At 73.1% G+C, this 11,877-nt stretch carries 12 protein-coding genes; 7 read left to right on the top strand and 5 right to left on the bottom strand.

The genetic code is table 11. The features are described 5' to 3' along the window. The first annotated feature begins 120 nt into the window (after window positions 1–120). Both E1265_RS25145 and E1265_RS25140 read left to right on the top strand, forming a co-directional pair. Window positions 121–1,917, top strand: coding sequence for an endonuclease/exonuclease/phosphatase family protein (locus tag E1265_RS25145; protein WP_132933289.1), 1,797 nt, complete (start codon window positions 121–123; stop codon window positions 1,915–1,917). Between the two features lie 44 nt (window positions 1,918–1,961). Continuing rightward, entirely contained in the window at window positions 1,962–2,252 is a 291-nt protein-coding gene (locus tag E1265_RS25140; protein ID WP_132933288.1) for a hypothetical protein, read from the top strand. Window positions 2,253–2,334: 82 nt separating this feature from the next. Here the strand turns inward: E1265_RS25140 and E1265_RS25135 are convergent, their stop codons facing one another. Together E1265_RS25135 and E1265_RS25130 are read right to left on the bottom strand one after the other, a co-directional pair. Continuing rightward, the gene (locus E1265_RS25135) at window positions 2,335–3,108 is read right to left on the bottom strand and encodes a glucose 1-dehydrogenase (RefSeq protein ID WP_132933287.1); all 774 of its coding nucleotides are present in this window, start codon (window positions 3,106–3,108) and stop codon (window positions 2,335–2,337) included. A gap of 128 nt (window positions 3,109–3,236) precedes the next feature. Beyond that, window positions 3,237–4,448, bottom strand: coding sequence for an MFS transporter (locus E1265_RS25130; protein WP_132933286.1), 1,212 nt, complete (start codon window positions 4,446–4,448; stop codon window positions 3,237–3,239). Window positions 4,449–5,859: 1,411 nt separating this feature from the next. On the opposite strand from E1265_RS25130, the gene E1265_RS25120 reads away from it, so the two are divergent. The 5 genes from E1265_RS25120 (at window position 5,860) to E1265_RS25105 (ending at window position 8,463) form a co-directional block, all read left to right on the top strand. After that, window positions 5,860–6,135, top strand: a complete 276-nt coding sequence (locus E1265_RS25120) for a hypothetical protein (protein ID WP_132933284.1) — start codon at window positions 5,860–5,862, stop codon at window positions 6,133–6,135. Window positions 6,136–6,178: 43 nt separating this feature from the next. Next, a complete protein-coding gene (locus tag E1265_RS25115) occupies window positions 6,179–7,165 on the top strand; it encodes a hypothetical protein (protein ID WP_132933283.1) in 987 nt (328 codons plus the stop codon). A 34-nt stretch (window positions 7,166–7,199) separates the two neighbouring features. After that, window positions 7,200–7,700 (top strand): GNAT family N-acetyltransferase, encoded by a 501-nt coding sequence (locus E1265_RS25110; protein ID WP_132933291.1) that lies wholly within the window; start codon window positions 7,200–7,202, stop codon window positions 7,698–7,700. 84 nt (window positions 7,701–7,784) lie between these two features. Next, entirely contained in the window at window positions 7,785–7,955 is a 171-nt protein-coding gene (locus E1265_RS37280) for a hypothetical protein (protein ID WP_165953872.1), read from the top strand. 46 nt (window positions 7,956–8,001) lie between these two features. Continuing rightward, window positions 8,002–8,463, top strand: a complete 462-nt coding sequence (locus E1265_RS25105) for a class IV adenylate cyclase (RefSeq protein ID WP_347877247.1) — start codon at window positions 8,002–8,004, stop codon at window positions 8,461–8,463. 340 nt (window positions 8,464–8,803) lie between these two features. Here the strand turns inward: E1265_RS25105 and E1265_RS25100 are convergent, their stop codons facing one another. The 3 genes from E1265_RS25100 to E1265_RS25090 form a co-directional block, all read right to left on the bottom strand. Further along, a complete protein-coding gene (locus E1265_RS25100) occupies window positions 8,804–9,028 on the bottom strand; it encodes a DUF397 domain-containing protein (protein WP_132933282.1) in 225 nt (74 codons plus the stop codon). Beyond that, a complete protein-coding gene (locus tag E1265_RS25095; RefSeq protein ID WP_132933281.1) occupies window positions 9,028–9,471 on the bottom strand; it encodes a DUF5753 domain-containing protein in 444 nt (147 codons plus the stop codon). The genes E1265_RS25100 and E1265_RS25095 overlap by 1 nt, the downstream gene beginning before the upstream one ends. Window positions 9,472–9,631: 160 nt before the next feature. Continuing rightward, on the bottom strand, window positions 9,632–11,877 hold a 2,246-nt coding region (locus E1265_RS25090; RefSeq protein WP_243741091.1), incomplete at its 5' end, for an MMPL family transporter.

The following is an 11,877-nucleotide window of genomic DNA, read 5'->3' as shown; positions in this document are numbered from 1 at the left end:
GGGTGGGGATCACCGGCCGTCCGCCCCCGGCGGCGCGCCGGCGCGGCAGCGCGAAGGTGCGGGGTGGGCGGAAACCCCGGCCAAGGGCCGCCGCCCTAGCGACCGGTAGCCTGCGGCAGCATGACGCGCACCGCCCTCGCCGTGGTCACCACCCTCGTCCTCCTGGAGACGCTCCGCCTCACCGGGACGGCGTTCGGCGACGCGGCGACGGCCGGCACGCTGCTCGTGGTCGCCCTGGCCGCGCTCGGCTCCGGCCCCGTTGCCTGGTGGCTTGGCCGGCGCCGTGCCCTGCCCGCCGCCCTCGGCGCGCTGGCCGCGCTCCGGCTGCTGCTCCAGATCCCCGCCCTCCGCGGCCTGCTCCTCGTCGCGCTGACCACCGCCGTGGCCCTGGTCACGCTGTTGCTCGCCGCCCACCGGGCGGGACCACGCCGCACCGGCCGCGCCGTCGCCCTGGCCGTGGCCGCCGACATCGCGCTGCGGCTGCCGCTCGATCTCCTCGACCCCGTCCGGTACGGCGGGTTCCCCGGCTGGTCGGCCGCCCTGACGCTGGCCGTCGTCCTCGGTGCGCTCGCGCGGCACCTCCACCGGACCACCCCGTCCGACGGGCCGCTCCGCCCGCCGGCCGAGGCCGCCCGCGCGCTCGCCACCGCCGCCCCCTGGGGCGAGATACGCGGGCGCGTCCCCGCCACCGCCCTGCTCGGCCCCGCCCTCGGGCTCTACGCCACCGTGCTCGCCTCGCCCGGCTACCTGGGCGCCCAGGCCGGCCTCTCCGTCGGCGTGGCCGGCCTGTGGGTGGCCGCCGGCGCGCTGCTCGGCGTCGCGGCCCTCTCGTCGCCGCTGCCGGGGCCCCGGTGGGCGGCGCCCGTCGTCCTCGTCGTGGCCGTCCTCGCCGTCGTCCTGCTGCCGTGGGCCGCCGTGCCCGCCACCGTGCTCGCCCTCGCCGTCCTGCCGGTCACCCTGCGCCGCGCCCTGCCGCTGCCGCTCCCGGGGCCCGTCGCCGCGCACGCGGCCGCCGCCGCGCTGGCCGCCCTGCTGGTCACCCTGCCGGTCCAACCACCCTTCCCCACCTGGCTGTTGCCCACCCTGGCTGCCCTCGGCCCGGCCTGGGCGGCCAGCCGCCTGGCCGTTCAGGCGCCGCTGCCGCGCCCGTTCCTGCCGGTCGTGCTCGCGACCCTGCTGCTCGCCGCCCCGCCGCTGGCCGGCGCGCTGCGCGCCGGCCCCGAGCCGCTGTCCACCGACACCGCGGGCGGCATGTACCGGCTGCTCAGCTGGAACGTGCACCAGGCCAGGGCCATGGACGGCGAACTCGACCCGCAGGCGGTCCTCGACACGATCCGCGCGTCCCGCGCCCAGGTCGTGCTGCTCCAGGAGGTCCCCAGGGGCCGCACCGGCTCAGCCGGTTTCGACCTGGTCGACTGGCTTGAGCGGCGACTCGACGTGACCGCCGTCTGGTCGCCGGAGCGCGACCGGCTGTCCGGCAACGTCATCCTCACCAGCCTCCCGGTCATCGACTCGGAGGTCGGCGACCTGGCGAGCGACCGGTCGTACGCCGCCGCCGACCTCCGGCTCACGGACGGGGAGACCGCCCGGGTCGTCACCGCCCACGGCTCCCCGTTCCCCGAGGTCTTCGAGAACCTGCTGCGCGCCACCGGCGACGGCACACACACGGTGCTCGCCGGGGACCTCAACGCCGAGCCTGGCTCGGCCGAGATCGACGCGGTGCTGGCGGCCGGCCTGCACAGCGCCCAGGACGAGGCGCACGACCCGGAACTCCGGGACCGCGACACGGCCGTTGGCCCGTCCCGCCGCGTCGACTGGGTCTTCGGCGCCCGCGACATCTCCTTCGGCGACTTCGCCCTCACCGACACCGACGCCTCGGACCACCTGCCGATGGCCGTCACCGTCTACCTGGACTGACGACGCCCCAGCGCCGGCAGGGCGCCGCGGGTACTCTCGTTCGGGTGATCCGTGACCTCTACAACGTCAGGACCCGGCCCGCATCCGGCGGGACCACCCCGCTGAGCGACGAGGAGGAGCGGCGCGTGCGCGACGTGCTCTTCCACGAGTTGGGCAACGCGATCGCCGACCGCGGCTGGGCCACCTTCCCCGCCTACACGCCCGAGGAGCGCCGCCGGCTGGTCGGGGTCGCGGAGCGGCTCACGGCCCACTGGGGGCGGCGGGTCGTCGCCGAGGCCGAGGACCAGTGCGCCATGCGGCTCCGCCTCGCGGACGCGTCGGTGCCCCTCGCCTGAACGACGGTCCGAACGCCGATCCGTACGACGGCCCGCGCGACGGCCCGAACGTCGGTCCGAACGTCGGTCCGCGCGACGACGCTCAGCCGAGGCCGCCGGTGGCCCGCAGGTTCTGGCCGGTGAGCCAGCGGGCGTCGGGGCCGGCCAGGAACGCGACCACGTCGGCGACGTCGGCCGGCTCGCCGACCCGCCGCAGCGGCGTCAGCTCGGTCAACTTCTCCAGGATCTCCGGCGGGTTGGTGTCGCGCAGCAGGTCGGTGTCGGTGGCGCCGGGCGAGACCGTGTTGACCGTGATCCCGCGCGGCCCCAACTCGGCCGCCGCGACGGCCGTCAGCTGCTCGAGGCCGCCCTTGCTCGCCGCGTAGAGGGAGATCCCGGGGGCGGGGCGCGCCGTGTTGAGAGTGGAGATGTTGATGATCCGGCCGCCGTCCCGCATGGTGCGGGCCGCGTGCCTGATGGTGAGGAACGGCGCCTTGAGGTTGACCGTCAGGGCCCGATCGTAGGCCTCGTCGTCGGTGTCGACGAGCGGCGTCGGCGTGAAGGCGAGCACCGCGTTGTTGACGAGGATGTCGAGGTCGCCGCCGAGCAGTTCGGTGGCGCGCCCCAGCAACTCCCGTACCTCGGCCGGCTCGGCGAAGTCCGCCCGCACGGCGTGCGCCTCGCCGCCCTCGGTCGCGACGCCCGCCGCGACCTCCTCGGCCGCCTTCTCGTCCCGCGCGTAGCTGAACACGACCCGCGCGCCGTCCCGCGCGAGCCGCTCCACGATGGCGCGCCCGATGCCCCGCGAACCGCCGGTCACCAGCGTCGCCTTGTCGTCAAGCGGCTTGGTGGGCTTGCTCGATGTCTCGGTCGTCATGTGCCAACACTGCCCAGTCGAGGTTTTCGGCACCCCTTCATTGACGTGCACGGCCCGCGCCACCCCGGCCGCCTGGGCGGCACGCCCTGGCCGGCCGCGACCCTGCTGACCCCGAGCTGCCAGGCCGGCTAGCCGCCGCCCTCGGCCAGCGACGGGTCGGCGCCCGGCCGCTCGGCCGGGCGCCGGCCCCTCAGCTCGCCCAGGGCGCTGGCCGCGACCAGCAGCAGGGTGAGCCCCACGCCCACGAGGACGGCGACGGACGGCGGCGCCGCGCTCTGCACGGCGCCGGCCAGCGCGGCGCTGGCCGCGTAGCCGACGCCGACCACCGCGTACAGCACCGAGTAGGCCGCCGCGTGCGTGCTGGGCGGCAGGGCCTCGCGCAGCGCCAGGGTCCGGCTCACCTGCACGCCGGACTGGAGCAGCCCGGCGACCAGGAGAGCGCCCGCGATCCAGGGCAGCGAGCCGGCCGTGGCGGCGAAGGCCACGCACCCGGTGACGCCGAGCAGCAGGACCAGGCTCTGCGCGCGCAACGATCCTGGCCAGGTGCCGCGCGCGCCGTAGAGGACGGCGCCGGTGGCGGCGGCGACCGAGTAGCCGGCGAGCAGCGGCCCCGCCCAGCCGACGCCGATGGCGCGCTGTTCGAGCAGCGCGGGCAGGACGAGTTCGGCCAGCGCGAGCAGCGCCATCGCGGCGGCGCCGGTGAGATAGATGGGCCAGGCGCCGGCGAGGGTGCGCCCCATCGATGCGCCCCGCCGGTCGCCGGCGTCCGCCGGCCATCCCACGGGCAGCGCCCACAGACCTGCCGTGGCCGCGGCCATCAGGACGGCGGCGAGCAGGAGCGGCAGGGGCGGGGCGAGTCCCAGCGCGAGTGCCCCGACGAGCGCGGGCGCGACGGCCCAGACCACGTTGGTGAGCATGGACTCGGCGCTCAGCGCGGTGACGGCGAGCGCCTCCGGGAGCTGGGCCGTCAGCAGGGCGCGTAACCCGCCGGGCGCCGCGGCGGGCGCGGCGCCGGCGAGCGCGGCGAGCGCGCCGAGCACCACGGGGTGCGCGTCGGGCAGCAGCCCGAGCGCCGCGAACGCGCACGCCCCGATGGCCAGGCCACCGGCCAACTGCCCGCGCGCCCGGACCGGCCGCAGCCGCGGCCCGAGCACGGCCGCCCCGACCACCTCGCCGATCACGTACACCGCGGCGATCCCGGCCCCCAGCGCCGACCCACCGGGCCGCTCACGCACGAGAAAGACGAACGCCAACGGCGCCATGGCCACCGGCAACCGGGCCCCGACGGCCACGAGCCCCCACCCGACGACGGGCCGGGTGGCGAGCTGCCGATATCCCATGTCGAACTCCCGTCACCCACTGTGGACTCACCCGAGGCCGGTCACACCTACCCTTCCCCACCCAGGCAACAAGGCGCCGGGCCACGGCAGTTGATGAGGTCAAGGGTGAGGTAGCCGGTCCCTTGGAGATACCAGGCGGCGTGCGCGTCGCCGCCTCGGCGGAGGGTGGCGTCGACGTGCGCCAGCTTGGCGTCGATCCGTGCCGGTTCTCGCTCCTGCGGGCTGGCGAAGCCGGGTGCCGCGCGCCAGCTCTTCCTCGAACCAGCGAACGGCGTCCTCCGTGTCGTGGAACGTCGCGGCGATGTGGCGGGCGGGACGCAGCAGCCAGTTGGCGATCACGATCGGCGTGCAGCCGTTCGCCGCGAACGCCGGTGACACGGGCCGGCGTGGGCCTTCCTGGTCGTAGGTGCGGCGGTCGCCGCTCCAGCGGTAGGCGTGGATGTGCGGGCGGGGCCGGCCCCCTTCCGAGGGCCGGCCGTCGTGCGGGTTACTGACGTCCACAGCCGTCGCCGTCTCCGCAACCGCCGGACTGTCCGCCCTCGGTGGGCTCGTCGTCTCCCGGATCAAGGCGCACGTCGGTTACCGTTCCTTCCATGCCGAAGGCGCGAGGACTCTCCTCGTGCCGGTGGTGCAGCCGTTCCGGGCGGGGACGGCCAAATCCAAACGCCCGGAACGGACATCTCGTGGTAGGCACGCGGCCTCACCTGGGGCGCGCGGATCGTCGGTTCGCCTCGGCCACCAGTGGCCCCAGCGCCTCGCTCAGACGGACGGGGGCAACGTCTTCGGGGCAGGCCACCCACTCGCAACCACCGTCCAGCGGGCGCAGCCACAATCCTCCGCAGGTGTGCGCCACGACCCGTCCGATCGTGTTCAATCGCGCGTCGCGGACGGTGGTGCCCACCGCGGGGAGCTCTCGCCGCGCACGGTCGTTCATACGCGGCGAAGGGTGTCGGCATCCGTGACCCATTCCCATCCGCTGCCATCCACCGGCCGTAGGTGTGCCTCGCGTCGGAGCACGTTGCCGGTGGCTCGGTCGGTGTGTTCCAAGACGGCGCCCAACGTGCCGACGCGGCCGGCGTGATCGACAACGCGTTCGCCGACGAGCTCGTGGACCCCCCAACGAAACAGGGGATTCTCCGTCACGTCGCCGCCTCGATTCCGAAGCGCGCGCGCTGCTCCCCGCGCCTGGTGAGTGAGTCGGGTCTGGCCTGTGTGGTGGGCGTCGAGCTTGATCGCATCGCCCCGTCCTCCGATCGACCGTGTGGTGGTTCCTCTCGGACCCAGTCCAGTGCCTTCGCCGGTGCGAGAGGGCCGCACGAGGCGGACACGTGGGCGGACTTTTCTCACCTACCGTGTCCGTGTCGTTCGGATATCGTGATCAGATCCGGCTCTGGACGGGAGGCTGACCGCCATGACGGAAGCCAACAAACTGGCGGCACTGCGGCGTTCTGCGGGGCATACCCAGCAGTCATGCGTGGCGGAGTTCGCCCTGGAGGCCGCTCGGCTGGGCATCGACGCGACGCTGACGGTGCGGCAGTTGCGGATGTGGGAACGTGAACTGCCGCCCCCGTTGCCGCATCCGGCACAACAGGTCGTCCTGGAGGCGAACTTTGGCGTTCCGCTGACGGAGCTTGGCTTCGTCGGTTCCCGCACATCGGCGGCTCCGCGCGCTCTCCATCGGCCATGATGAAGAGGTGAAGCGTCGAGAGTTCGTCGCTGGCTCCGGGAGTGTGGCGGTTGCGGCCCTCCTCCTCGACCTGCCCGACTTCCGGGTCGGCATGGCCGATGTGCGTCGGCTTCAGGCCGGTCTCGCGCAGCTTTACGAGGTCGATCACCGCCAGGGCGGCATTCCGGCTCAGGTGCGTGCTCGGGAGTTGCGGCGGCAGATCACCCACGCCCTCACCACGGGGGCGTGCACCGGCCAGGTCAGCCACGCCCTACAGACAATGGCCTGCGAACTTGCCTGTCATCGCGCGTGGTTCGCCTACGACGGTGGATACGGGCGTCGGCTTGACCAGGCGCGCGCGGCGTGCGCGGAGGCCATGGCCGCCGCCCAACTCGTCGACAGTCCACTCCTTCAGGTGAGGGCGCTCAACTCCCTCGCACTGATCGCGGTCGAGGCCGGCCACGACTGGGAGGCGCGTTCGGCGGTCGAGCGGGCTTACAGCCTGGCCCGTCATGCCGGTGCGGGGGCCACCGTGCATCTCGTCATCGCGCTACGGGAGGCGAACGCGGCGAACCGCGCGGGGGAGTTGACGACCGCGCGTCGGGCACTGAGCCGCGCCATGGCCTTTCAGGCCCGTACGGACGGCGACCGGGACGTGCCGCGATGGGCGAGGTTCGCCGGCCAGGTCGAGATCGACTACGCCACCGCCGCATGGCACCGGCGAGCGGGCCAATCCCGAAGAGCGCTGCCGTTCCTGCGCGCAGCCGTCGACGGTCTCGGCGGGGGGTACACCCGTAACACCGCCTGGTACCGAACTCGGCTGGCTCAGACGTTGCTTGACGTCGGCGACGTCGAAGAGGCGTGTGCCGAGGTGACGGGCGTGCTCGACGCCTGCGGCCGGGTGTCGAGTCGCCGGCTGCGCCGGCGGCTGCACGACTTCGCCGGTGCCGCCACCGGCACGGGCGCGGCGGTCGCTCGGGGCCCGGTGGACCGGATCCGTGACGCGCTGGGGGCGCCTGGTGAACTCCCTCGTGTGCGTCGACGCCCTTGACGGCCCGGGGGCGGCGGCCGTCGAGGACGCGTTCATGCTCGTGTACGCGGAGGCGTTCGCCGAGCCGCCGTACCTCAAGACCTCGGCCGATGTGGCGGCCAACGCGCGCCGGTTCCGCTCGCAGTGCCGCAAGGCGACGTTCCGCGCCGCGCTTGCCATAACCGGCGACGGTGCGCCGGTCGGCATCGCCTACGGCTATCCGCTCAGCGCCAGCACCGGCTGGTGGGACCGGCTGACCACCCCCGTCTCGGACGGAGTGCGCCGGGAGAACGGCGGCCGCACGTTCGGCCTCATCGAGTTGGCCGTCCGTGCCCCGTGGCGGCGCCGAGGCATCGCTCGCCGGTTGCACGACACCGTCCTCAACGGCGCCAGCGAGCAACGCGTGCTGCTCAACGCCAGGCCCGACGTGCCGGCGGCCCAGGCCGCCTACCGCTCGTGGGGCTACCGGAAGGTCGGCGAGGCCCACCCGTGGGACGGGGCCGCCCTCCACGACGTCATGCTCCTCGACCGGGGCGATGAGAACGGCGTTGGCTGACGGGCGCCGCAGACCAGCCCCGCGTGGATGTCACGCGTCACTCCTCATGGCGGCGCGATGAGACGAGAGAGGGAAACACCGAACATGACGGACGAGGCTGGTCGGATCCTTCGTGAGGCGTGGATCGTCGGCGTGGCGAAGCACTATCCAGGTGAGCCCAAGCCAGGCTACGTGGCCGACTGGGACGAACTGCCAGCCTGGCAACGGGAGACCGACGCGGACGTCTTCGAGGCCATCGAGCGTGGCGGACGTTGAACGCCGATCGTTCGGACGGACGGGTGATGCGGATCAGGGGGGCGGCGTGATCGAAGCCGAACTGGAGGCGCGGGTGCGTGACCCGGAGCGTGTCGCGGAGCGGCTTGAGCGGCGCGGGCCTGGGCGTGTCGAGCGGTACCGGGACACGTACTACGACGACGGCGCTCGTACTCTCGGCGGGCGCGACCACGAGCTCCGCGTGCGCACGGTGGAGAGCGCGCAGGGAGTGCGCTCGGTGCTCACCTTCAAAGGTGCCGTGATCGACGCCGACTCCGGGTCCAAGCCGGAGCAGGAGACCGAGGTCGCCGAGGTCGAGGCGCTGCACGCCATTCTGCGTGGGCTCGGCTACCAGCCCGCCATCGCCTTCGAAAAACGCTGCCGCAACTATGAGTTCCAGGCGTTTGGCCGGCGCATGCTGCAACGCTCGTGCGGGTTCCGGAGGTCGAGGGTGACTACCTCGAACTGGAAACGCTGGTCGAGAGGGACGACGATCTGCCGGCGGCGCTGAGCGACATCCGAAAGGTGTTGGCCGAACTCGGGATCGAGGAACGCGATCTGACTCGTGAGCTCTACACGGAGGCGGTCGCCGCGAGCCGGCAGACGAGCCGGGCACCGGCTGGAGAACACGGGACGGGTGTGCCCCGTTCCTCATGACACCGACAGACCCGCCGCCACGTCAGGGGGGCAGGTCTCGCCGCCTGTCCTGGATACCGCTGCCGAAGGCCATCGCAAGGCAGTTGTCGCCGCTGTTGCCTAAGGCTCCGTGTCCACGCCGCGTTGGTGAGGTCGACCTGCCTGATCATCAGCTGTGCTCCCTCATCACATCGCGGCCGCGCCGGTAGCCCACCTCACAGGTTGTCGAAGTCGCCCTCCGCGATGCCGCCCTTGAAGGCGGCCCACTCGCCGGCCGTGAAGCACAGGTGCGGGCGGGTGGGGTTCTTCGAGTCACGCACCGCCACGCCGCCGTCGGGGAGGGGCGCGAGCTCGAAGCACTCTCCGTTGTTGGCGGTGAGGCTACTCTTCTGCCAGACGAGCGTCGCGGGGTCGATTGTGTACAGGTCGTCCTTGTCCATCAGTCTTCCCTGTCCTTGATGCGTGCCACGAGATCGCGGGTCTCAACCGGGGTGAGCGCGACATCGGTCAGGCCCCGGAAGAGGCGGTGCAGGCGGCGCAGGTCGCGGGGATCGTCCATCGTCAGGCTACCAGCGACCGACTCGCCGAATGCCACGTCGGGCACCTGGTCCCCCGGGAACTGGAGGATCCTGAAGCCGGAGATCTGGCAGCCCTCCTCACCCTTGGCGTAGGGGATCACCCGCATGGTCACGGCCGGGTGTTCCGACAGGTCGAGGAGGTGCTGGAGTTGCCTCCGGTGCACCTCGGGCCCACCAACCTGGAACTCGAGCGCGGCCTGGGTGATCAGGCAGTCGCACTCCAGCGGGTTGGGAGTCTCGAACAGCTTCTCGCGCTGCCGGACCATCCGCACCTTGACCAGGCCGTCGATCTGGTCGACGCCCATCGAGGCGAAGCCGACGCCGGTGACCGTGCCGCACGAGGAGCGAGAACATGAGCGGCGACGGTGCTCTTCTCAACAGAGGTAGGGAGGGGCCGGGCCGGCTGCGACAGCGCCCGACACACGACACGGTGGGGCGCTGTCGCAGCCGGCAGGCGGGGAGCGATCAGTGTGTGGGGCGGCGGTGCCAGGCTCGGTTGCCGAGGAGGGACATCGCGGCCGGGAGCAGCACGCCGCGTACCACGGTGGCGTCGAGGAGGATGGCCAGGGCCATGCCGAGGCCCATCATCTTGTACTCGATGGCGGACAGGGTCACGAAGACCGTGAAGACGCCGGTCATGATGAGTGCCGCGCTGCTGACGACGCCGGCGCTGGCGGCGATGCCGTCGACCACCGCCGTGCGTGCATCGGCGCCCGCGAGCCAGCGTTCCCTGATCCGGCTGAGGATGAAGATGTGGTAGTCCATGCTCAGGCCGAACAGGATGATGAACATGAAGAGCGGCAGCCAGCTCACCACGCCGCCGTAGGACGTGAAGCCGAGCGTCGACTCCAGGTTGCCGTCCTGGAAGACCCAGGTCAGGACGCCGAACGAGGCGCCGATGGACAGCAGGTTGAGCAGGATCGACATCAACGGGATGGTCCACGACCGGAACACCACCGCGAGCAGCAGGAACGCGAGCCCGAGGATGAACGCGAAGACGAGCGGGGTCCGGCTGTTGACCTGTTCCGCGAAGTCGTGAGGCATGGCGGTCCTGCCGGCGACCGCGTACTCCACGCCGTCCACGGTGCCGATGGTGGCCGGCAGCGCCTGGTCACGCAGCGTCTCCAGGGCCCGGTCGGCGACGGGGTCGGTGATGGCGCCCGCCAGCGGCACGCGTACCACCAGGGCGTCGCCGACCGGCGTGGCCGTGATCGGCTCGCGCAGCGCGCCGCCGCTGGCCGCGGCGCGCTCGTGCAGTGCCTCGACGGCGCTCCGCACCTCGGGGGTGTCCGCCGACGCGCCGTTCACCGGGGCGATGACCACGCGGGCCGCGGTCGCGGCTCCCGGGAACTCCCGCTGCATCTCCCGCGCGGCGTCCACCGCGGCCGAGGCGCCGGCCGGCAGGCTCGCGGTCACCGCGGCGTCCTGGAGCCGCATCCCGAGCGCGGGCAGCGCCAGCACCACCAGGGCGGCGGCCGTCGTCACGCCGGCCAGGACGGGCCGTCGGACGACCGCCCGCGCGATCCTGCCCCAGAGCCGTGACTCGTTCGCCGCCACCCGGCGCCGGCCAAGCCAGGGGATCCTGGCGCGGTCGACCCAGCCGCCGAGCGTCGCGAGCAGCGCGGGCAGCGCCGTCACGGAGCCGAGCACGGCCAGGCCGACCACCAGCAGCGTTCCGGCGGTGAGCCCCTTGAAGACGTCCACGCCCGTGAACAGCAGCCCGACCATGCAGACCATCACGGTCAGGCCGGAGGCAACGATCGCGTGCCCCGAGGTGCGGGCCGTGATCCGCAGTGCCTGACGTAGTTCGTGTCCTGCGGCCCGCTCCTCCCGTACCCGGCGGAGGTAGAAGAGGGAGTAGTCGATGCCCACGGCCATGCCGATCAGCAGCACGATCGCGGACGCGGCGCTGTTGAACGGCACCCAGAGGCTGACCACCTGGAGCAGGCTGAACGCGGCCACCAGGGTCGTCAGCGACAGCAGCAGCGGTATTCCGGCGGCGATCAGCGAGCCGAAGACGGCCAGCAGCACGAGAAGCGTGAGCGGCAGCGAGGTGCGCTCGGCCCGGCTCATGTCGTCCTTGATGCCCTCGTCGACCGCCGAGGAGAGGCTGCGATCACCCGCCTGCGCGATCCACACCTCGGGATGGCGCTCCCGGACCTCGTCGACGGCGCGCACGACGGCGTCGTAGTGCGCCGCGAACTCCTCGTCGGGGCCGGCCACCTCGACGGTGACGAGGGCGGCGCCGCCGTCCTGCGAGAGCCAGCGCTCCCCGTTCGCCGCCAGTGGCGATCCGATGTCCCGCACCGCGTCAGGGATCGCTCGCACCTCGGCCACCAGGTCCTCGACGGCCGCCCGGAGTTCGGGGTCGTCCGCGAACGGCCGTTCGCCGTCGGCGTCCCGAGGCCGCAGCAGCACGTTCTCCCGCATGGAGTCGAAGCCGTCCTGGGCCCGGACCAACTGCTGGGCGCGACCGGCCTCGCCGGGGTCGGTGGAACGGGCCCGGTCGCCCGTCACCGTCGCGCTGGCCAGCACGGCGAGCACCACGAGCGCGAGCCACCCGGTGATCGCCAGGGCGCGGTGCCGCGCCGACCACTCCGCCACGGCCGCGACCAGGCCGGGGTGCGCGTGCCGGTCGCGGGGCGTGCCACCGGCGCCGTCATCGCGTCGGCCCGGAACGGTCTTGGGGACGGACTCGGGGCTGTCTCTTA

This window comes from Streptomyces sp. 8K308 (genome assembly GCF_004348315.1).
In the GTDB taxonomy this organism is placed as follows: Bacteria; Actinomycetota; Actinomycetes; order Streptomycetales; family Streptomycetaceae; genus Streptomyces.
The sequence above is the reverse complement of the archived record's forward strand: the minus strand, read 5'-3'. Positions and strand labels throughout refer to the sequence as shown.